The following is a 20,615-nucleotide window of genomic DNA, read 5'->3' on the forward strand; positions in this document are numbered from 1 at the left end:
GGCCGCCCAGCAGGAATTCCTGGAGCCGGCCGGGCAGGTGAGCGGGTTCGTCCCGCCCGGCCGGGCCTGGGCGAGCAGCGCGGGCGGGAACGGGCGGAACGATCGGGCGGCCAGGTGCTGTCGGGGCGTCAGCCGGTCTGCCCGGGGACCTGCTTGTTGGCGTCGACGACTGCGCGCTGGGTGATCGCGCTGGTATGCGTGACCGTGCCAACCGTGAACTCGCTGTCCTTCACGGGCTTGACCACCACGACACGCTCGCCGAGGAACTGCAGGGTCTTCTTGTCGAAGATCCACTCGGTGCGCTGGCCGTCGGCGTCGTTCTCCCGGGCGATCGCGATTCCGTGCCGGCCCGTGGCGTCGGCCGCGTCGTCCACCGCGGTGACCCCCGGGATCCTGGCTGCGGCTTTGTACAGGGCGGCGCTGACGTCGGCGGGCGGGTAGCTTTCGGTCAGCAGGTCACCGATGGCAACGAACGCCGCCTGGTCGCGCGGGACTTCGGGGTCCCGGTAGGTCTCCGACTCGCTGTAGATCTTCCGCAGCAGTGCGTCGGGGTCGGTCGGCAGCTTGGCCAGGGCGTTGTAGGCCCCACTGTGGGGGACGTCGCTCGCCAGGGTCATGCCGTTGTCGCTCGTCTGGCCGGCCTCGATCAGCCAGCCGTCCTTGCCGTCGAGGGAGCTCCAGGCCTGGCGGGAGTGCAGTTCGTCGCTGACCACCCGGGACTTGTCGTCGACGGTCTTGACGTAGGTGTCGGCTACCTTCGAGGCGATGTAGACGTACTGGCCGGCGTGCGGGGCGGGCGCGGAGGTGCCGGCGGCGGCCAGGGAGATGCGGTCGAGGAGTTCGGGGGCTCCCTTGGCGTTGGCGACGCCGATCCGGGTGGTCAGTGCGGGGCCGGTGGCCAGCGCGGTCTTCCCGTCCGTCTTGCCGCCGGTGAAGGCGAGGCCGCCCACGACTGCGCCGGCCAGGGCGAGCGCCGCGGTGGGCATCAGGACCGTGCGTCGCAGGAACGGGTTGGACCGCTTCGCAGGTGCGACGCGGGCGGCAGCGGCGGTGCGGAGGTCTTCCTGGATCTGGGTCATCATCTGCTCCTTGTGGAACTGGTGGCGGCCCGCCGGCAGATCCCGCTCGGTGGCGGGCAGAAGGCTCTGCGTCTCCGTCCACTCAGCCGGGTGAGGCTGGTGGGAGGGGCTGGCGTTCATCGGTTTCCTTCCTGCGCGGACCGGACCGCGTATCCGCGGTCACCTGTTATCTGCCGGTTCGCGCGGTTGAGTTCCCGTTTTCCTTCGAGCAGTTGTGTGTCGGCGAGTCTGCGCAGCTTTGCGCGGGCACGGGAGAGGCGGGAGCGGACGGTGCCGATCGGAATGCCGAGGGCACGGGCCGCGTCGGCGTACTCCATCCCCTCCCACATGCACAGCGTCAGGACCTCGCGCTCAGGACGGTTGAGCAGACTGAGCGCGGCCAGTGTGGCGTTGATACGACGCTGGTCGTCCAGGCGTCCGACGGTCTCCTCGGCGTGGTCCTCGACCTGTTCCTCGGTGGCGTTCGCGGCGGCTGCGGCGCTTGCCGCCTTGAGGTAACGGCGGTTGCTGCGGTAGTGGGAGCGGGCGACGTTGGTGGCGATACCCAGCAGCCACGGCCGCAGTGAGCCTCCTTCGGCCTCGACCGAGGCACGGCGCCGCCACGCCTCCATGAAGGTCGTCGACATGACGTCCTCGGCCAGCGACCAGTCGGCGGTCAGCCGGAAGGCATGGTTGTACACCGCGCGGGCGCACTCGTCGAAGAGCTCCGCGAAGGCATCCGGATTCCCGTCTCGCACCCGGGTTCGCATATCTGTGGTCACATCTACAACTGACGGTCGAAGCGGACGAGTTCCCGTGAGCCGCGTCACACCCCTCGCGCAGCCCGCCAGGGCGGCGACCGTACAGGAACGTGACGGAGACGGATCCCGGCGAGCGCCGCAAACGGCGTGAACATGCAGGTCGTTGCCGACCTCGCGGGCAAGCCGGCTGTGGGTCTCGTCCGCACTGCCCGGCCGCACTCACGATCTCACTGCGGCCCGCACCCACCGCATCATCCGGATCTGCGAACGCCAGGGCGTGTCCGTCCTCGCCGGCTGCGCGTGCATCGGGGCCGGCTCCTGGGTGACCACGCCGATCAGGCGTACTCCGCACCAGAGCCTCACCGCGAGCCAGCGGACGCTCAACCGGGCCCTGTCAGCGGCACGAGCACCGGCCGAACGAGGCGTGGCGAGACTGGGGTCCTGGCGCGTCTTCCACGGAGCTCGCTGCAGCCTCAACCGCATGACGGTCATCGTCGTTGCCGTCCCTGCTCCGGAGCGTCAACGCTGAGAATGCTCATTGAGTTGCAGAGCGAGGGAAGAGGCGGTCTGCGGCGCGCGGCCCCGCGTCGGGGTCAGGGCCGGGAAGGGCGGCGACGCCCGCGCGGAGACAGGTCCTGCGGTTCCGAACCATCAGGAATCCGGACCACGGCTGAGTTGCTGTTCCTGGTGCTGTCTCAGCCCGGCACCGGTGACTGACCGTGCAGTCTTGGGTAGGGCGAGATCGATGAGTGGACGTCCCTTGCGGAGGTGGCCATCCTTCCTGGCACTGAGGAGTTGGAGGGTGGGGCCGAGCCCCCTCAATCTCGCCGGCCCACCGTTCGGCCTGGGACCGGACTGAGTCACCGCCATCACGGTCCCGCCCTCACGTGCGAGCGGCCTTGCCATCGCAGGGACGTCGCACGCCACCCGGATGTCATGCGGTCCCCCAGAACCGGTTCAGCACCTCCGCGCCCCGATCGGGGTCCTGCTGCATCCAGTAGTGGGTGAGGTGGTCCAGTTCCACTGCCTGCGCCCCGATTCGCCTGGCCACGTCCAGGTCCATTGCAGGCTGGGCCATGGGGTCGCCAGTCGGGATCAGGACGAGCCCCGGCGCCGGAGCGGGGCGGTCGAAGCTCTGGCCCCAGTCGGTGTGGAAGTTGGGCCAGGCCGAACGGTAGAGCGTCAGGATGGCCGTGCTCATCTCCTCGTCGTGGACGCTGTCGACCTCTGCGGCCAGATCGGCGCTCATCCCTCGGGGGCGGAGGAAGTCGCCGAAGCTGGGACTGCCAGGAGTCTGCGTGCGCAACGAGGCGAGCAACTCCTCACCGTCCGGGCTCTTCTGGAAGAGGGTCGCCGCTTCGTGCCACTGATAGTCGGGGTGCCAGCCGTGGGCGACGTCGGACACCCAACTGCGCACCGGAACCTCGTAGGCGGAGACGATCCGCATCACCAGGTGCGCACCCCAGTCGTGGCCGACAAGGTCGACGGGCTCACCGAGGGCTCGCAGCTCGTTCGCCAGCCAGGCGGCGTATGCCTCCTTGCCATCCAGGCGAGCCGGGCGAGGGCTGCCGAATCCGGGCAGTCGCACGGTTGTGGTGGGGCGGTCGATCCGCTCCCGGAGCTCGTTCCAGACAGAGGGCGTCTCGGGCACTCCATGGATCAACACGACGGTCATGACCGCTCCTGACAGAGTGAAGTGGATTATCTATCCACTTCACTCTAGCACCCGCCTGATAGGCTATCCATATTGATTTCGAGGAGGGCCATGAGAGCCGACGCCGCACGCAACAGGCAGAGGATCTTCGAGGAGGCCCACAGCGCCGTCATGCGCGGGGAGACCACGCTCACCCTCAACGAGCTCGCACGCAAGGCGGGAGTAGGCGTGGGGACGGTCTACCGGGTCTTCCCCACGCAGCGGGCCATGCTGGAGTCCGTCCTGACCGAGGCGGTCCGAGAACTCATCGATGCCGCGAACGCAGTCGGCAGACACCCCGACCCCACCAAGGCCCTTGTTGACTTCCTCCGCACGGCACTCCTGGCAGCCATGGCCCAACCGGGCCTCACTGACGTTCTGATCACCGGGTCCGACGAGACGGACTCTTTGCACCGGGCCAAGACGGAGCTGGTGGAAGTCACCTCTCACCTGCTCGCTCGTATCAACCCGGTCGCTGCCCTCACCGGCGAGAACCTGCTCAAGCTCCTGTGCGGACTGATTCACGCTGTCAGTGAGCACCCTGCGGAGCGGCAGGGTGCAGCGATCGACAACTACCTCGGCATCCTCCAGGTTGGCCTCGCGCCCACCCCCTGACGGCCACATCCGGAGGTGGGGCCCGAGCCTGGTGATGGGGCCGGAGGCCGCATGGTGCTTCGGAGTGTGCGGGCCCATGGATGTCCGGCAGTTGCCACATCGGCTCTGGCTGGCGTCGGCGGAAGAAGCGGCGGGTTTCGGCCAGCGAGTTCGGCTTGATCCCGGGCTCGGTGCTGCCGGGGCAGGCTGTGCTCGAGGTCGGCGTTGACCAGCTCGTCGGGGTTCGGCTCGGGCGAGTACGGCGGCAGGAAGTGCAGCTCGACAGCCTCGGGGTGGGCGGCGAGCCAGTCGCGGACCTTCCAGGAACGGTGGGCGGAGTGCCCGTCGACAACGAGGTGGATCTTGTGGTCGAAGTGGCCGGCGAGCCGGTCCAGGAAGCGGCACATCACCTCGGCGGTGAAGCTCTCGGTGAAGACCATGAAGTGCATCCGGCCCTTGGCGCTGATGGCGGACATCGCGTTCACGGAGAAACGGTTCCCGCTCCGCCGCACCACGGGCGTCTTCCCCTTCTCTCCCCAGGTGCGGCTGGTGACCTGATCGGAGCGGATGCCGACCTGGTCGGCGAAGAGGATCTCACCGCCGTCGGCCTTCGCCTTCGCGTGGATCTTCGGCCAGGTCTCCTGGTGCCAGCGACGCACGGCCTCGGGCTGCTCGACGGTCCGTTTGTCCGGGCGCTGGAAGAACAGCCCCAAGCGTCGCAGGTACTTGCCCACCCCCGGGTCGGTCAGCCGTACCCGGTACAGCTTCGCGATCAGGTCACCGATCAGCCGCCGCGTCCACAACTGCCCGCTCAAGCCCGCGTCACAGGGCCGGTGATCGAGGACCGCCTGCCGCACAGCGGCCTGCTCGGCCTCCCCGAGCACCTGGTGCACCCCGACCCGGCTCACCCCGCGGGCGCATGACGAGCGCCTCACGGCCGCCGGCCTGCGACTTCGCCCACCAGGTGTCGACCGCCTTCAGCGACACCCCGAAGACCGCCGCCACGTCCTCACGGTCGTGCCCCGCCACCAACGCGGCCACCGCCCGCAGCCGCAGGGCCTCCTGTGCCGACGGCGACGGATGCCGCGCGCTCCCCACCGGATCGCTCACACCCCACCAAGGAACCAGAACCCAAACCGTTTCGGATCAATGGCTGAGGCGGCGAATGGAGGACCGGACAGCTTGGACGAAGCTTGTGATCCGGGATGTTGAGGAGTCGGAGTCTACGGTGAAGCCGCCAGACTTGAGAGTGGTGACGGCCTGCTCGACCAGCGCCAGGATCTTCGCGCGGGACCGGTTGACGGCCTGCTGGTCTGCGGACAGCGTCTCCCACCGGCCGGGGTGAGGAACACGGACCGTGCCCCCGGTTCCTTGGTATCCCGTGTCGGCCCAGCAGACGATGCGGGCCCCTGAGAGAGCGTCGATGACACGGTGCTCGCGGGCCGGGCGGACGTCGTGGAGGGCCCCGGGCAGGGGAGGGGAAGGCCACGGTGGCCGACCGAACGGATCGGCGACGACCTCCATGCTCACCCCGTGTAGCGTTTCAGGCGGCGCATTGCCTCGCGCTTCCCTTTTCCTTCGGTGGCGCGCCGCTCCCCATTGATGCGGGTGGCTTCGTCCAGTCGCATGCGGGTGACGCGATGCGGTGCAAGGCGGCGTTGGTCTGTCTGTCCCCACTCCGGTTGAGCGGTCGATGCCGGCTCTGGCCCGAGAGGACTGCTCGACGAGACTGACGCAGCAGAGGGCGGCGAAGGAAGCATCGCTGCCCAGTCGCTCCGGGGTGTCGCCGACTACGATCGACAGGGCCGCTGCGCTGTCCGGCCCGATCTCAGAGGGACTGTGCTGTGCCGCCTGGCACTTCTGGTTCGGATCTCGCTGGGCTCGTGGGGGGCCACGCCCTACCACCGCGGTGTAGGCGGTGCGTGGCCCCGTCCGCGCCCGTCGCCCGGTTTCACCGGGCGCCGTCTGCGTCTCCCCTTCTCGCCCCGCGATGGCCGCCGTGGGAGCGGGGCGGGACCCAACGGGGGAGGGTTGCGGTGACGATGAGTCCGCCGTGCTTGCGAGGATGCGCCGAGACCTCGCCGCCGTGGGAGCGTGCGATGGCCCGGACGATGGCCAGGCCGAGGCCCGATCCCCGCTCGGATTCGGTGCGGTCCGCTGCCAGGCGACGGAAGGGCTGGAAGAGCGCCTCGACGTCGTCGCCCGCGACCACGGGGCCGGTGTTCTCAACCGTCAGGGCGGCGCCGCCGTCCGGGGCGGTGCCGGTGGTGAGGCGTACCCAGCCATGCGGCCCGTTGTAGCGGACGGCATTCTCCAGCAGGTTGTGGATGATGCGTTCCACCATCACGGCGTTGCCCGAGGCGATGACCGGTCGGATCTCCAGCCGCAGGCCGATGCCTGCCGCGTCCGCTTGCGGCTGGTGCAATTCGGCGGTGTGACGGGCGAGCGCGGCGAGGTCGACGGGCGTGTAGTCGGCGATCCCCGCCTCCCCCTTGGCCAGGGCAAGGAGGCCGTTGATCAGGCGTTCGTTGCGTTCGTTGACGGTGAGCAGGGAGAGACCCAGGCGCCGGGTGTCTTCGGTGGCCGTCCTGCGGCGTAGGGCCACCTCGATGAGGGTGCGGTTGATGGCAAGAGGCGTGCGCAGTTCGTGGGAGGCGTCGGCGATGAAGCGCTGCTGGTCCTGGAAGGTCTTCTCCAGGCGACCCATCATTGTGTCGAAGGTGTCGGCGAGCCGGGTGACCTCGTCGCGGGAACCGGTGAATGCCAGCCGCTCGGCGAGGTCGCCGCGGGAGGCGATGCGCTGCGCGGTCTGCGCGATCCGGTCCAGGGGACGCAGCACCCGGCCGGCCATCACGTAGCCGAAGAACGTCGCCACGACCGTGAGTCCGCCCAGCGCGAGGGCGCCCTGGCGCAGCAGGGACTGCAGGGCCACGGCCCGGTAGCTCTCCTCCAGCTCACGCAGTCCGGGACTGCTGGCTGCCGGGCTGGCCCGGAGGTCCTGCGCGAGGGGGGCATGTGAGGCTTCGGACACCCAAGTGATCCCGTCCTCCCTGGTGACGAACAGGGCCCCCGCCGCCTGGAACCGGTCGGCCAGCCCTGCTTCGAGCAGCAGGTAGGTCACGCCGAGCAGAATCACCCCGCAGGCCATGAACAAGGTGCCGTACAGGAGCGTGAGCCGGATGCGGATGGGCGGCTGCGGCAGTCGCATCGACCGCGCGAGGCGCCTCACAGGATTCGGTACCCCGCGCCCGGGACGGTCAGGATGACCTGCGGCTGGCCGAGCTTCTTGCGCAGTTTCATCACCGTCACGCGGACGACGTTGGTGAAGGGGTCGATGTTCTCGTCCCATGCCCGCTCCAATAACTCCTCGGCCGAGACGACCGCGCCGTCCGCCCGGAGCAGTTCCAGAAGGACGGCGAACTCCTTGCGTGCCAGGGACACGTGGTGACCGTCGCGGTAGACCTCGCGGCGAGCGGTCTCCATTCGCAGACCTGCTCGCTCGTAGGAGGGCGGGCCCGCAGGCCGAGCACGGCGGGCCAAGGCGTGCACGCGGGCGACGAGTTCCTCGAAGGCGAACGGCTTGGGGAGGTAGTCGTCGGCGCCCAGGGCGAGACCGTCGATGCGGGAGGGAACGTCGGAGGCTGCGGTGATCATCAGCACCCGGGTGCTGCCGCCGGACTCCACGACGGCCCGGCACACCTCATCGCCGTGCACCACCGGCAGATCGCGGTCCAGCAGGAGCACGTCGTAGTCGTGCACGGAGAGGTGTTCCAGGGCGGAGTCGCCGTCGTGCACCAGGTCGACGGCGAACGCCTCCTCGCGCAACCCCTCGGCGAGGGCGAAGGCCAGCATGCGCTCATCCTCGGCGATCAGCACTCTCATGCCGCACAGGATGGCAGAGGCGCGGATAACCGGAACGTAAACACTTCCGGTTACGCCGGTGATACCGGGCCCCACCTCTACTGGTCCCCGACGCCGGGAGACGCCCGGCACGGAAGGGATTGTCGAGCGCATGCGTACCAAATCGCGCACTCGCTGGGGCCTGCTGGCCGCCATACCGCTGATGAGCCTCCTGCTCGCCGCCTGCGGGGGCGACAACGGCGGCGACGACAGTGTCGCCTCCGCGGGCGGTGACAAGCAGAAGGGCGAACAGCAACTCACCGCCGCCGAGAAGAGCAAGAAGTACACCGCCTGCCTCTCCGAGCGAGGCGTGGCGCCACCCGGCGGAAAGGCCGGCGAGGACGCGCCCGAGCAAATCGCCTCGCCCGAGGAAGTGGAGGCCGCGCTCGCGGCGTGCAAGGAGTTCGCACCCACCGCGCAGGACATGCAGGACAAGCCCGACGCGAAGCAACTCGCCCAGATGCGCGAGTACGTCAAGTGCCTGCGCGCCAACGGCTACGACGCCCCGGACCCCGACCCGGAGACAGGTGGTATGCCGGTCGACCAGGACGCCATGAAGGACATGGACAAGCTCCGGGCCGCCGCGGAGAAGTGCAAGGACGTCAACCCCGCCTCCCAGCGGTGACGGGCGGCGACGCCATGACACACACACCCGACACCGGCACCGCGGACGATAGGCCCAAGCGCACCGACCACCTCCCCACTCCGGCGGACCCAGCACAGACACCCGCACACAACCCGCCGGACACGCCTCTCGACGACACCCGGCAGGGGCCGCCACGCACCCGCCGCCCCCGCACCGTCGTCGCCCTCGTCGCGGTTGCCGTCGCGGTCGTCCTGGGGACCGTCGGGGTGGTGGCGTACGGCGCCGGCGACGAAGGCGGGAAAACTGACAAGGGCAGCGGCCTGCCACCGGCGACCGCCACCGTGACCCGCTCCGACCTCGCCCGCGAGGACACCGTCACCGGCAGCCTCGGCTACGGCGACAAGCAGCCACTGCTGAGCGGCGCATCGGGCACCCTGACCTGGATGCCGAAACCCGGCACCACCATTGCGCAGGGTCAGAACGCCTTCAAGGTCGACGGGCAGCCCGTCCCTCTCATCTACGGCGACACCCCGCTCTACCGCGCACTGCGCCCCGGAGCGAAAGGCCCCGACGTTGCCGAGGTGGAGCGTGCGCTGGCCGCCCTCGGCTACACCGGCTTCACTGCCGACGAGGAGTACTCCGACAAGACCGCGGCAGCGGTCAAGCGCTGGCAGAAGAGCCTCGGCGTGCCGCAGACGGGCACGGTCGAGCCCGCCGACCTGGTCGTCGCCGGCGGCAAGATACGCGTCACCGGACACGAGGTGAAGCCGGGCGAGCCCCTCCGGCCCGGCTCACCCGTCCTGACGTACACCAGCACCGGCCGGCTGGTCGTCATCGACCTCGACGCCAAGAAGCAGAACCTCGTGCGCCGCGGCGACGCGGTCGCCGTCATCCTGCCCGACGGGGCGCGCGCGGCCGGCACCGTCTCCTCCGTCGGCAAGGTGGCAAGCACCGAGAACGGCGGGGGAGGGCCGGGAGGGGACGACGGCAAGACGGTCATCAAGGTCACCGTCCGGATCGACGACAAGGACAAGGACAAGCTCGGCAGCTACGACGGCGCGCCCGTCGACGTGGAGATCACCTCCGAGAAGAAGAAGGACGTGCTGACCGTGCCCATCTCCGCACTCCTCGCCCTGTCGGAGGGCGGCTACGGCGTCCAAGTCGTCAAGGGCTCCGTCACCACCACCGTCGCGGTGAAGACCGGCATGTTCGCCAACGGCCGGGTCGAGATCACCGGCGACGGACTGAAGGCGGGCGACAAGGTCGGGGTGCCGCGATGACCTCCACCGTCGTGCGCCTTGACCGCATCACCCGCTCCTACCCCGGGGGCGTCACCGCCCTCGACGGCGTCAGCCTCGACATCCGCCACGGCGAACTGGTCGCCATCGTCGGCCCCTCCGGGTCAGGCAAATCGACCCTCCTCAACATGATCGGCAGCCTGGACCGGCCCGACCACGGCACCGTCACCGTAGACGGCCACGACGTCGCCACCCTCGGCGACCGGGAGCTGTCCGCGCTGCGCGCGCTGCACATCGGCTTCGTCTTCCAGCACTTCCATCTCACCGCCGGTGTCCGCGCCCTCGACAACGTCGCCGAGGGCCTGCTGTACGCGGGCATCCCGCTCGCTCAGCGTCGCGTCGCCGCCCGGGCAGCCCTGGAACGGGTCGGCCTCGGCCACCGCGTCTACCACCGGCCCCACGAGCTGTCCGGCGGCGAGAAGCAGCGTGTTGCCATCGCCCGCGCCCTGGTGGGTGAGCCGAGCCTGCTCCTCGCGGACGAGCCGACCGGGGCCCTGGACTCCCGTTCAGGAACCACCGTGATGAACCTGCTGCGTGCCCTGAACGCCGAGGGCACCACTGTGGTGATCATCACCCACGACCGGGAGATCGCCGCCTCCCTGCCCCGCCAGGTCCACGTGCGCGACGGCCGCATCGTGCACGACTCCGCGCCCGGTGCCACGCAGACCGGCGCGGCCGACGCCCAGGCGGTGTCGCCGTGCTGAAGGTCTCTCGCATGAACACGCGCGACATCGTCCGCGTCGGAGCCTTCGGACTGCGAGCCCGCCCGCTGCGGGTCTTCCTGTCCGCGCTCGGCATCGCCATCGGCATCGCGGCGATGATCGGCGTCGTGGGAATCTCCACCTCCAGCCACGCCGAACTGCAGCGCACCCTCGACCGCCTCGGCACCAACCTCCTCACCGCGACCCCCGGCCGGACCTTCAGCGGCGGCGAGGCCAAGCTCCCCGAACGCTCCATCGACATGGTCGGCCGTATCGCCCCGGTCGAATCCGCGACCGGCACCGGCAAGGTCAAGGCGTACGTCTACCGCAACGACCGCATCCCGGCCGCCGAGAACGGCAGCATCAGCGTCCGGGCCGCCCGCCTCGACCTCCTGGACACCGTTGGAGGCACCCTCGCCCGCGGCAGCTGGCTCAACTCCGCCACCTCCAGGTATCCGGCCGCTGTGCTTGGCGCAGGCGCCGCCGACCGGCTGGGCATCGGCAGCATCAGCCCCGACTCCCAGGTATGGCTGGGCGGCCAGTGGTTCAGCGTCGTCGGCGTCCTCGACGAGGTGGCCCTGGCACCCGAGCTCGACGACAGCGCACTCGTCGGCTGGGACATCGCCAAGCGACATCTCGCCTTCGACGGACACCCCACCACGCTCTACGTCCGCACCACCGACAGCGCCGTCACCGCGGTGCGCGAGGTCCTCGCCGCCACCGTCAACCCCGAGGCACCCACCGAAGTGCTCGTCAGCCGCCCCTCGGACGCTCTCGCCGCCAAGGGCGCCACCGATGCGGCCTTCACCGGCCTGATGCTCGGCCTCGGCGGGGTCGCCCTCCTCGTCGGCGGGGTCGGCGTGGCCAACACCATGGTCATCTCCGTCCTGGAACGCCGCGGTGAGATCGGCCTACGCCGCGCTCTCGGCGCACGGCGCGGCAATATTCGCACACAGTTCCTCGCGGAGTCCCAGCTGCTGGCGGGCATCGGCGGGATCGCCGGAGTCGTCATCGGGGCGGCCGTCACCGCTGTCTACGCCTTCTCTCAGGGCTGGCCGGCCGTCGTCCCAGTCTGGGCGATGGCCGGCGGCCTTGTCGCCACCCTCGCGATCGGCGCCCTGGCCGGGCTCTACCCGGCCGTACGGGCCTCCCGACTGCCCCCGACCGAGGCGCTGTCCGGGGCCTGATCCCGGCACACGCCACGGCCCTCCCCTTTCCTGCCCCCGAGCAGGCTCACCGGGAACTCCCGTTCCCCGGAGCCCGCCCGGCGTCCCCCGTCCTCGCCCGATCCCTCAGCGAACCATCAGTGACCGGAAGGAACGCCCGATGACATCGATGCACTCGCATCAGCAGCCACAGGGGATATCCCGGAGAGGGGCGCTGGGCGCGATAGCCACGGGCTTCGTGGCCTCGACGGCCCTCGGCGGGCAGGCGTACGGTGCCACACCCACCTGCCCGCCTGTGGAGAGCGCGGGCAAGCGGGTGCGGCAGCACCTGCGCGTACTGGACGCCGTCGCCGCCCGGCACGGCGGCGACCGGGCGGCCGGCCGGCCCGGCTTCGAGTACTCCGCCCGCTACGTGGAGCACCGGCTCCACGCGGCCGGCCTGCGCACCCGGCGTCAGCACTTCGGCTACGTCCGTACGGACTTCGTACGCGACACCGTCGAGCAGATCCGCCCGCGGCGGCGCGACGTGATCCACTTCCCGGCGCATGGCTTGGCGGCGTCGCCCGACGGCGGACACATCGGTGAACTCGTCGTCCCGCGCAACCCGTTCGGCGACGCCGCAGACAGCTGGGAGGGGATCGACGCCCGCGCGAAGGTGGCGCTTCTGCAACTGCGCCCGAACACGCTGCGCGGAGCCCGGCAGGAACGCCGCACTGGCTGCCACACAGGAGGCGGACCGTCCGTCCACCAGCGGATCGCGGACGACCAGACCGCCATGGCCCGCCAAGCCTTGGTCTACGCCCGCGCCGCCGGCGTCTCGGCGGTGCTGTTCTACCTCGACCAATTCGACTTTCTCATCGGCCTGTCCTTCGACGCCCCCGGGGACATCAGCCTGCCCCCGGCTGCCGCCGTCTACTCCAGTGCCGCCACCGCACTGCGGCAGGACATGGATGCCGGGGGCGCGACAGTGCGTGTCGATCTCGAACTGCGAGAGCGCCAGGTCGACACTTTCAACGTCCTGACCGTGCCGCCCGACATCACCGCCCCCCGCCATCTCTTCGGAGCCCACCTCGACAGTGTCCCAGCGGGCCCCGGCATCGACGACAATGCCTCCGGCTCCGCGCTCCTGCTCGACCTCGCCCTCTCCCTGGCCGCCCGCGCCGGACGCCGTGCCCAGTTCTGCTGGTGGGGCGGCGAGGAGGACGGGATGCGCGGCTCTCGGCACTTCGTCGCCACCGAACCGCTCGGACTCGTCCGCGGCTACTTCAATACCGACATGGTCGCTGCCCCCAACTACGTCATCAGTGTCTACGGCGACGGCCCGCAGCGCCACTACACCGACCACCTCGCTGCCGTCGGCCGACCCTGGCTGGAGGGCCCGATCGACGGCATGTCCGACCAAGTACCCTTCCTGGACGCCGGCATCCCGGTCGCCGGGATCGACACCGTCAACAGTGCCCCCGCGCGCCTCAAGGACGACCACGAGGCCGCCGTCTTCGGCGGCGTCGCCGGCCAGCCCTTCGACCCCCAGTACCACGCCCCCGGCGACACCCTCACCAACATCAGCACCACGGCCCTGGGTATCTGCACCACCGCCTCCCACGCCGCACTCCGCGCCACCACCCGGTAACAGCGCGCCCCAAGCCGCGGAAGGATTCTCACAGATGACCATTCAGGAGAATGATCACGAGTCAGCTGAAGGTGCGTCGGTAGGTTTGCGGGCTGACGCCGGTGGTGCGTTTGAAGCGGTCGCGGAAGGCGGTGGGCGAGCCGAATCCGACCTGGTGGCCGATGCGTTCGACGGAGTGCTCGGTGGTCTCCAGCAGGTGTTGTGCCTGGCGGATGCGGGCCCGGTGGAGCCACTGGAGCGGGGTGGTGCCCGTCTGGGTGCGGAAGCGTCGGATCAGGGTGCGGGTGCTGGTTCCGCAGTGCGCGGCGATGTCGCCCAGGGTGAGGTCGCGGGCGAGGTTCTCGCGCAGCCAGGTCAGCAGCGTCTCCAACTCGGACCCCTGCGGGGGGAGGGCATGGTCGTAGACGATGAACTGAGCCTGTCCGCCCTCGCGTTCGAGTGGCATCACGGAAAGACGGGCGGCATCGGCGGCGACGGCCGAGCCGTAGTCACGACGGATCATGTGCAGGCACAGGTCCATGCCGGCGGCGGCGCCTGCCGAGGTGAGGAACTGGCCGTTGTCGACATAGAGCACGTCCGCGTCGACGGTGACGTCGGGGTGCAGGGCGGCCAGTAGGTCTGCCGCACGCCAGTGGGTCGTGACGCGCAGCCCGTCGAGAAGACCGGTGGCCGCGAGGGGAAACGTGCCCACGCACAGCGAGGCGATCCGTGTCCCGGACGCGGCGGCCGACCTCAGAGCGTCGCGTACGGCAGGAGGGAGCGGGGCCGTGGGGTCGGCGATTCCCGGCACGACGATCGTGTCCGCGTTCTTCAAGCCCTCCAGGTTCCACGGCGCGCGCAGGGTGAAGGCGCCGGCGTCGATCTCGTTGCGTTCTGCGCAGACCCGCAGCTGGTAGCCGGGCCGCCCGTCGGGCAGGCGGGTCCGGGTAAAAACCTCGATAGGCGTGGACAAGTCGAACGGGATCACCTGGTCCAGCGCGAGAACGGCGATGGTGTGCATGGCGGGAACCTATCTGTTCGAAGCACGACGAATCCCGGGCCAAGATGCCAGTACGCCCATGTGACACCAGGTTTGATGCCCGTAGAAGGGTATGGCAATTTTCCGTTGAAACATGTCACTCCTGCCTCTGGGCGATCGAGTCCGCAGCCGGTTGGCTTCACCACGACGCAGCAAACCCGATCCCGGAGGAACGACCCCATGCACGTCCAGATCAGCCTGTTCGACGGCTTCGACCCGCTCGATGTCATCGCCCCCTACGAGGTGCTGTACGCCGGCGGCACAGCCTCGGAGGGAGCGGTGACCGTGGAACTGGCCTCCGCGGAGGGGCCTCGCGAGGTGATCAGCGGTACCGGGGGGCTGGTACTGCGCGCCACCGCCGCACTCGACCCGGAACGTGCGGACATGATCCTGGTGCCCGGCGCCTCCGGCCGCGTCGGCGAACCCGGCGAGGTCCCGGAGGAGGAAGCGGGGACCGGTGAGTGGAAGCAGAGCGAGTTCATCCCCGTGCTGCTCGGCCGCACGCTGACCACCGAGCTGCCCGCGCTCCTGAAGCAGGCGATGGACGCCCCGGACGTGACCGTCGCCACCGTCTGCGGCGGCTCGCTCGTCCTGGCCATGGCCGGCTTGCTGGAGGGGCGACACGCCACCACGCACCACACGGGCCTGGACATGCTGGACGCCACCGGAGCGCACGCGGTACGCGCCCGTGTCGTCGACGACGGCGACCTGATCACCGGCGCCGGCGTCACCTCTGGACTCGATCTCGGCCTGTACCTGCTGGAACGCGAGGTCGGCCCACGTATCGCGCACGCCGTCGAGGAACTCTTCGCCTACGAGCGACGCGGCACCATCTGGCGCGCCAAGGGCCCCACTCCCGCCACCTTCTGAGCCCCCGGCCCGCACCCACCGCCGCGGGCCCGCCCCTCACGCCTGTATCGCATCACGAGAAAGAGCATCACCATGCCCGTTGAAGGCACCTGGAACCTGTCCATCTCCACCCCCATCGGCAAGATCGAGACCGTGGTGGAACTGCGCAGGCAAAACGACGGCACCCTGACCGGCGTCGCTCACGGAACCGGCGAGGAGGTACCACTCAGCGACATCGCCTTCGACGGCGGCCGGCTCACCTGGAAGCAGGCCATCATCATGCCCATGCGGCTCAACCTGGCCTTCGACGTGACCGTGGACGGCGACACGCTCAACGGCACCTCCAAGGCCGGTCGCCTCCCGGCCTCGATGGTCACCGGCGAGCGCCGGGCGGCCGTGGAGCACCAGGCGTGACCGAGATTCTGCTGTCCCTGCACGTCCTGGCCGCCATCCTGGCCGTCGGCCCCGTCACCGTTGCTGCCAGCATGTTCCCCGGGACGCTGCGCCGTACGGCCAGCGACCGGGACGGCACCCGCACGACCCTGCAGACGCTGCACCGCATCTGCAGGGTCTACGCAGGCATCGGCATCGCGGTCCCCATGTTCGGCCTTGCCACAGCCAGCAGCCTCGGTGTCCTCGGCGACGCCTGGCTGATCACCTCGATCGTGCTGACCGCAGCGGCCGCCGGCGTCCTGATCCTGCTCATCCTGCCCGGTCAGGACCGTGCCCTGACCGACACGGTGAGCACGGCCGAGACGCCGTCGCTGGCGCACGCAGACGCGGGCCGTCTCGCCCTGGCCACCGGCATCTTCAACCTCCTCTGGGCGACTGTCACCGTCCTGATGATCATCCGCCCCGGCTCGACCACAGGAGCGTGACCATGCATCCGCGTTCACCGCGCCACCTGCGCATCGCAGCTCACGCCGAGCTGATCTCCCTGATCGTGATGCTGGCCAACGTGTTCACCGTCCATCTCAAGCCCATCTCGTCCGTGATGGGCCCCACACACGGCTGCGCGTACCTGTTCGTAGTGATCGCAACATGGCGCCTCAAGCCTGCCCCGGCCGTCGACATCGCAGCCCTCGTGCCGGGCGTCGGTGGGCTGCTCGCGCTGCGGCTGCTCGACCGTGGCGATGCGGCCGTAGGCCAGCAGACATGACTGCGAGTTGAACATCTGTCGCTACCGTTCCTCACATGGCAGACCACGACTGCCGCGCTCACACAGGACATCCAGCACCGTTTCGGTGCTCTGCGCCAACAGCCCCGCTGTGATCACGATCATGGTCTCGACGCGCCACGCCGACCATCCACGAGCTCGTTTGGGAGACCTCACTTTTGTCCTCCGCGATCGAGTGCACTGCTGGGCGGCAGGGCAGGGGATGTACGCGGGGAACTCCCACGCACTGTGCCTCTCCCGCGACAGCGCTCCAGGCAACGTGGTTTGGCACGGCCGGGGAACGATCAAGGACATGGGACAGCCAGGGTCCCCAGGGTGCTCAGAAGCCAGAGCCCCGTTACGCGGTGCGCGCCCGCGTCCACACTGCCGGGACCGTGGCGAGCGGTATGCGAGTCACCGTCGACGAGGTCGGACGAGCCACGGCAGACCGGGATGATCGGAGATGTCACGCGCCGTCGATGATGTCGAGGATGGCGCGCACCGGTTCGGCTGCCTGGTAGTCCGCGCTCAATTCCCGTGCCCGGCGTCGGAACGCCGCCTCGTCCAGCACCCGCCGGACGGCCTGCCCGACCGCGGCGGTCTCCGGTCGGCCGGTGCGCAGGTCGACACCGACGCCGAAGTCCGCAACCCGGGCGGCCACCGCGGGCTTGTCCTCGCTGCCGCCTGCCACGACGAGCGGCACGCCGTGGTGGAGAGCGAGCTGTACGCCGCCGTACCCACCGTTGGTGACCACGGCGTCGGCCAGCGGGAACAGCGCGTCGAACGGGATGAAGGACTCGATGTACGCGTTCGGCGGCACGCGCAGGTCACTGTGGACGATCTCGCGGCCGCCGAGCGCTGCCACGACGAGCACGTCCTCGTCGGCCAGCGCGTCGAGCGTCGGTTGGACGAGGTCGGTCAGGTCGTGGTTGGCGACCGTGCCCTGAGTGAGCGCGACGACCCGGCGCTGCGACAGCTCAGGCCACCATGAGGGCGGCTCCCATGCGGTGAGCGGTTCGGGCGGCAGGGCCCCGACCAGCCGCAGCGTCGGGGGTGCGTCGACTCGGGGGTACTCGAAGGATGGCACGGTGAGCTGAGCGAACACGTCGGGGAGTAGGACCTGAGCGTCGCTGATCACCGGCAGCGTGGCGGTTGCGCCCAGGACCGACATGACCTGCTGGGCGTGCGCGGTGGCGCTGGCGAGTTGCGCGGCGAGTTCGGCGTTGAAGGCCGCAGCCGCTCCCCGCACGTCGAGCCCGGCGCGCGGCGGAGGAGGCCCCATCATCGTCAGCTCAGCGCCGCTGAGGGTCAGGGGGAACACTCCGAGGCCGACGGTGCGCCGCGGTCGGATCCCGGGAGCACCCAGTAGCTGCGGCCACGTCCCGTAGAAAGCGGCCTCGTGGACGACTGCGGCGTCCGGCTGCTCCGCCAACACCTCCTGCAGCACCGCGTTCTGCGTCGGCGCCATGTCGGTGAACCAGCCGAACATGGCCTGCAGGAACTCCGGACCCGGTGCCAGCTCGTGCAGCCACGGCTGCAGCTCATTGAGGTGGCGGTCGTCGAAGTCTGCCGGTCCGGCCAGCGGGACGAACGCCGCCCCCGCCGCTGCAGCCTGCGGCGCGAACCGGCTGCCGCTGACGACCGTGACGCGCCGTCCGGCGGCGACGAGGTGGCGGGCGAGTTTCAGGACCGGCCGGATGTGACCAGTGAGCGGGGTCGCGGCGAGCACGATGGGTGCGGCTGTCATGGGGAGGGCTTCCTCGGAGTCGGCGGAGGTCGGCCGTTCTCGCGGCCGACCTGATGAACCCGATCCTTGCCACCCCGCTCGGGGGAGACCACCGGACACCGACCGGACACCCCCGGTACGGGCGGACGGCCGAGCTCAGCCTCGCCCGGCCACGGTGTCGGCACGCCGGAGGAGCTCCCGGAGCCGCTCGCCAAGTTCATCGGCGTCCAACGAGGCTGCGGCCGACCTTGCCACGCCCTCCCACCACTTCGCCGACGTCACGTCACCGAGGTCGGCCGCCAGGGCCGCGGCCACGCCCGCCAGGTGTGCCTGCGGCCGGTGCCCGTCCTGTCGGGGGGCCAGCTCGCCAGCGACAGCGAGCATCACGGCCGCGTCGTCCAGGCGTCCTTCGCCGCGGGCGGCATGCGCGCACTCAACAAGGACCGCGGCCACCGAGAACCCGCTGCCCAGCTCCTGCGCCGTGGCTGCGGCAGTCCGCCAGTGCTGCGCCGCCGCGGACCGGTCACCGCGCAGCAGCGCGCCGTCTCCGCAGCCGATGGGTACGTGCACGGCTGCCCACACGTCGTGTTCGACGTCGAGGCGTTCCTTCACGTGGACCTCGGCCCTGGCCAGCAGAGCACCCGAACGATCGAAGTCCTCCAGGCGCAGCGCCGCCGCCGACGCGAAGATCGCCGCTTCCGCGGCCAGGGAGGCGTCATCGATCCGTTCGGCCAGCCGCATTGCCCGTTCCGCGGTGGCGAAGAGGTCCGTGGCGACGCGGTTGAACCCGGCGCGTGCCACCAGCCAGCGGGCCCGGCCCCGTTCGCTCAGGTTGTTCTCCTGCAGGCGGTCGGTCCAGGCGAGGCCCTCGTGGGTGTGCCCGGTCATCCACAGCGGCAGCCATATCGACCACAGCAACTCGGCGGCGTCGCCGTGCCGACCGGCGTCGACGAGCTGGTCGAAGCCGAGGCGCAGCACGTGCCGATCGACCTCGACCTGCTCGACCGCCGTCATGTCGCCGCGGCCCCGGATCCGCACACCGTGTTCCCGCGCCGCCCGCAGGGCCCATTGCGCCACGCCTCGACGGGCCTGTTCCCGGTCGGACGGTTCGAGCGTCTCAAGCGTGTGCCGGCGGACCGGTTCCAGCAGCCGGAACCGCGCGACCAGCCCTGCGTCGTCGCCGCGGGTGACCAGGGAGTGTTCGATCAGCTCGGCGAGCGCGCCCATCGCACCCGCCGCGTGCGGCGCGGCTATCGCGTCGACGATGTCGAGGGAGAAGCTGCCCGGGATCATGGCGAGCCGGGGGAGCAGTCGCCGGGCTTCAGGGCCGAGCATCCGGGAGCTCCACTCGATGGCGGCCGCCATGGTGCGTTGCCGTGCGGGCAGGTCCCGCGGCCTGGCCACGGGCAGATTCGTCAGCTGCTCGCCCCGCTCCAGCAGTGCCCGTGGCCCGAGTCGGGCCGCCGCGGCGGCCAGGAGCTCGATGGCCAGTGGCAGTCCGTCGGCCCGCCCACACAGCTCCGCGACGGCATCCTCGTCCGCGCTCCCGGCGGGCGGTGGCGCGCCGGCGGCGGCCAGCCGCTCGCCGAGGAGCCGCACTGCGGCCGCCTGTCCGAGCGGGGCGATGCGCACCTCACGTTCCCGGCGCACCCTCAGCGGGACGCGGCTGGTGGCCAGGACCACTGCGTCGGGGGAGGCGGTCAGCAGCTCGATCAGATGTGGGCCGCAGGCTGTCACGCGTTCCAGGTTGTCGAGCACGAGCAGGGCCGATGTCCCCGCGAGGTGCGCGGCGAGGCCGGTCACCGTATCGGCGTGGGATCCCGCGGCGCGGGCCATGACGGCGACGGCGTCGTCGGGGTCGGTGACGTCGGTCAGGTCGGCGAAGTACACGCCGCCAGGGTGATCGGCGGCCACGACATCCGCGACCACCAGCGCGACGGTGGTCTTGCCCACCCCGCCCGGACCTGTGAGCGTCACCAACCTGCCCGTCGTGCCGCGAAGGACGGTGACGATCTCGGCGACCTCGTCGTCTCGCCCGACCACCGGGACGGCCGGAGGCGACGGCGAGCGGGGCGTCAATGTGCGGAGCGGCATCTCGAGGGACTTGTCCCCGGCCCGGCCCAGGGCGGACAGCAGCGCCATGCGGTCGGTGTCACGGAGCTGCAGCGCAGAGGCCAGCGACCGCACCGTGTGAGGCTGGGGCTGGGTCCGCCGCCCGCGCTCCAAGGCGCTGACGGCGTCAACGGACAATCCGGCGGCGGTTGCCAGTTCCTGCTGGGTCAGCGACCTGGCCTCCCGCAGGTCACGCAGCATGGCCGCGAAGTCACTCGTCTTCCGCGCCCGTTCTGACGAATCGTTCACGGGATCGATTATGCCTTCCAGGGCCGGGGCGGTGTCCGGGCGGTGTCCAGGCGGTGTCCGATTGTCGGGCAGCCCCCCGATGTTCATGCTCGAGGGTGACAGAACGAATCAGATCTAG

Annotated in this window: 20 protein-coding genes and 2 pseudogenes; 11 read left to right on the forward strand and 11 right to left on the reverse strand. The window is 70.3% G+C overall.

Going from position 1 to position 20,615, the window contains the following annotated elements:
• Positions 1-128: 128 nt before the first annotated feature.
• Together MXD57_RS23605 and MXD57_RS23610 are read right to left on the reverse strand one after the other, a co-directional pair.
• Positions 129-1,199: a CU044_5270 family protein gene (locus MXD57_RS23605; protein ID WP_250403767.1), complete on the reverse strand. Its 1,071-nt coding sequence runs from the start codon at positions 1,197-1,199 to the stop codon at positions 129-131.
• Positions 1,196-1,840, reverse strand: coding sequence for an RNA polymerase sigma factor (locus MXD57_RS23610; protein WP_250403768.1), 645 nt, complete (start codon positions 1,838-1,840; stop codon positions 1,196-1,198). Before MXD57_RS23610 ends, MXD57_RS23605 begins: the two co-directional genes overlap by 4 nt.
• A gap of 120 nt (positions 1,841-1,960) precedes the next feature.
• Between MXD57_RS23610 and MXD57_RS23615 the strand changes: the two are divergent.
• Positions 1,961-2,348, forward strand: a pseudogene (locus tag MXD57_RS23615) (transposase family protein); the annotation flags it as partial.
• Positions 2,349-2,753: 405 nt separating this feature from the next.
• Here the strand turns inward: MXD57_RS23615 and MXD57_RS23620 are convergent.
• Positions 2,754-3,494: an alpha/beta fold hydrolase gene (locus MXD57_RS23620; protein ID WP_250403769.1), complete on the reverse strand. Its 741-nt coding sequence runs from the start codon at positions 3,492-3,494 to the stop codon at positions 2,754-2,756.
• Between the two features lie 90 nt (positions 3,495-3,584).
• Here MXD57_RS23620 and MXD57_RS23625 point away from each other — a divergent pair, with 90 nt between their 5' ends.
• Positions 3,585-4,127, forward strand: a complete 543-nt coding sequence (locus MXD57_RS23625; RefSeq protein WP_250403770.1) for a TetR/AcrR family transcriptional regulator — start codon at positions 3,585-3,587, stop codon at positions 4,125-4,127.
• Here MXD57_RS23625 and MXD57_RS23630 read toward each other — a convergent pair.
• The 5 genes and pseudogenes from MXD57_RS23630 to MXD57_RS23645 form a co-directional block, all read right to left on the reverse strand.
• A complete protein-coding gene (locus MXD57_RS23630) occupies positions 4,085-5,014 on the reverse strand; it encodes an IS630 family transposase (protein ID WP_441350707.1) in 930 nt (309 codons plus the stop codon). The genes MXD57_RS23625 and MXD57_RS23630 overlap by 43 nt on opposite strands.
• Positions 4,929-5,216, reverse strand: coding sequence for a helix-turn-helix domain-containing protein (locus tag MXD57_RS32180; RefSeq protein ID WP_441350708.1), 288 nt, complete (start codon positions 5,214-5,216; stop codon positions 4,929-4,931). The genes MXD57_RS23630 and MXD57_RS32180 overlap by 86 nt, the downstream gene beginning before the upstream one ends.
• A 36-nt stretch (positions 5,217-5,252) precedes the next feature.
• Positions 5,253-5,642: pseudogene (locus MXD57_RS23635) on the reverse strand (transposase family protein); the annotation flags it as partial.
• Between the two features lie 415 nt (positions 5,643-6,057).
• Positions 6,058-7,314 carry a sensor histidine kinase gene (locus tag MXD57_RS23640; protein WP_250403771.1) on the reverse strand — a complete coding sequence of 419 codons (1,257 nt, stop codon included), beginning with the start codon at positions 7,312-7,314 and terminating at the stop codon, positions 6,058-6,060.
• A 17-nt stretch (positions 7,315-7,331) separates the two neighbouring features.
• Positions 7,332-7,988, reverse strand: a complete 657-nt coding sequence (locus MXD57_RS23645) for a response regulator transcription factor (RefSeq protein WP_250403772.1) — start codon at positions 7,986-7,988, stop codon at positions 7,332-7,334.
• Between the two features lie 130 nt (positions 7,989-8,118).
• On the opposite strand from MXD57_RS23645, the gene MXD57_RS23650 reads away from it, so the two are divergent.
• The 5 genes from MXD57_RS23650 to MXD57_RS23670 all read left to right on the forward strand — a co-directional run bounded on the left by MXD57_RS23650 (position 8,119) and on the right by MXD57_RS23670 (position 13,387).
• Positions 8,119-8,631 carry a hypothetical protein gene (locus tag MXD57_RS23650; protein WP_250403773.1) on the forward strand — a complete coding sequence of 171 codons (513 nt, stop codon included), beginning with the start codon at positions 8,119-8,121 and terminating at the stop codon, positions 8,629-8,631.
• Positions 8,632-8,645: 14 nt separating this feature from the next.
• A complete protein-coding gene (locus MXD57_RS23655) occupies positions 8,646-9,872 on the forward strand; it encodes an efflux RND transporter periplasmic adaptor subunit (protein WP_250403774.1) in 1,227 nt (408 codons plus the stop codon).
• Complete coding sequence (locus MXD57_RS23660) at positions 9,869-10,594, forward strand: ABC transporter ATP-binding protein (RefSeq protein ID WP_250403775.1); 726 nt, start codon at positions 9,869-9,871, stop codon at positions 10,592-10,594. The genes MXD57_RS23655 and MXD57_RS23660 overlap by 4 nt, the downstream gene beginning before the upstream one ends.
• 11 nt (positions 10,595-10,605) lie before the next feature.
• Entirely contained in the window at positions 10,606-11,778 is a 1,173-nt protein-coding gene (locus tag MXD57_RS23665; RefSeq protein ID WP_250403776.1) for an ABC transporter permease, read from the forward strand.
• 139 nt (positions 11,779-11,917) lie between these two features.
• Positions 11,918-13,387 (forward strand): M28 family peptidase, encoded by a 1,470-nt coding sequence (locus MXD57_RS23670; RefSeq protein ID WP_250403777.1) that lies wholly within the window; start codon positions 11,918-11,920, stop codon positions 13,385-13,387.
• Positions 13,388-13,448: 61 nt separating this feature from the next.
• Here MXD57_RS23670 and MXD57_RS23675 read toward each other — a convergent pair whose 3' ends face one another.
• Complete coding sequence (locus MXD57_RS23675) at positions 13,449-14,387, reverse strand: GlxA family transcriptional regulator (protein WP_250403778.1); 939 nt, start codon at positions 14,385-14,387, stop codon at positions 13,449-13,451.
• Between the two features lie 198 nt (positions 14,388-14,585).
• Between MXD57_RS23675 and MXD57_RS23680 the strand changes: the two genes are divergently transcribed.
• From MXD57_RS23680 to MXD57_RS23695, 4 genes are all read left to right on the forward strand, one after another.
• Positions 14,586-15,275: a DJ-1/PfpI family protein gene (locus MXD57_RS23680; protein ID WP_250403779.1), complete on the forward strand. Its 690-nt coding sequence runs from the start codon at positions 14,586-14,588 to the stop codon at positions 15,273-15,275.
• Between the two features lie 72 nt (positions 15,276-15,347).
• A complete protein-coding gene (locus MXD57_RS23685) occupies positions 15,348-15,668 on the forward strand; it encodes a hypothetical protein (RefSeq protein WP_250403780.1) in 321 nt (106 codons plus the stop codon).
• The gene (locus tag MXD57_RS23690; protein WP_250403781.1) at positions 15,665-16,132 is read left to right on the forward strand and encodes a DUF2269 family protein; all 468 of its coding nucleotides are present in this window, start codon (positions 15,665-15,667) and stop codon (positions 16,130-16,132) included. Before MXD57_RS23685 ends, MXD57_RS23690 begins: the two co-directional genes overlap by 4 nt.
• A gap of 2 nt (positions 16,133-16,134) precedes the next feature.
• Positions 16,135-16,413, forward strand: coding sequence for a DUF3817 domain-containing protein (locus MXD57_RS23695; RefSeq protein WP_250403796.1), 279 nt, complete (start codon positions 16,135-16,137; stop codon positions 16,411-16,413).
• Positions 16,414-16,876: 463 nt separating this feature from the next.
• Here the strand turns inward: MXD57_RS23695 and MXD57_RS23700 are convergent, their stop codons facing one another.
• Together MXD57_RS23700 and MXD57_RS23705 are read right to left on the reverse strand one after the other, a co-directional pair.
• Positions 16,877-18,157 carry a nucleotide disphospho-sugar-binding domain-containing protein gene (locus tag MXD57_RS23700; RefSeq protein WP_250403782.1) on the reverse strand — a complete coding sequence of 427 codons (1,281 nt, stop codon included), beginning with the start codon at positions 18,155-18,157 and terminating at the stop codon, positions 16,877-16,879.
• Between the two features lie 135 nt (positions 18,158-18,292).
• Positions 18,293-20,497, reverse strand: a complete 2,205-nt coding sequence (locus MXD57_RS23705; protein ID WP_250403783.1) for an ATP-binding protein — start codon at positions 20,495-20,497, stop codon at positions 18,293-18,295.
• Positions 20,498-20,615: the final 118 nt, after the last annotated feature.

This window comes from Streptomyces cellostaticus (genome assembly GCF_023630175.1).
Taxonomy (GTDB): domain Bacteria; phylum Actinomycetota; class Actinomycetes; order Streptomycetales; family Streptomycetaceae; genus Streptomyces; species Streptomyces cellostaticus_A.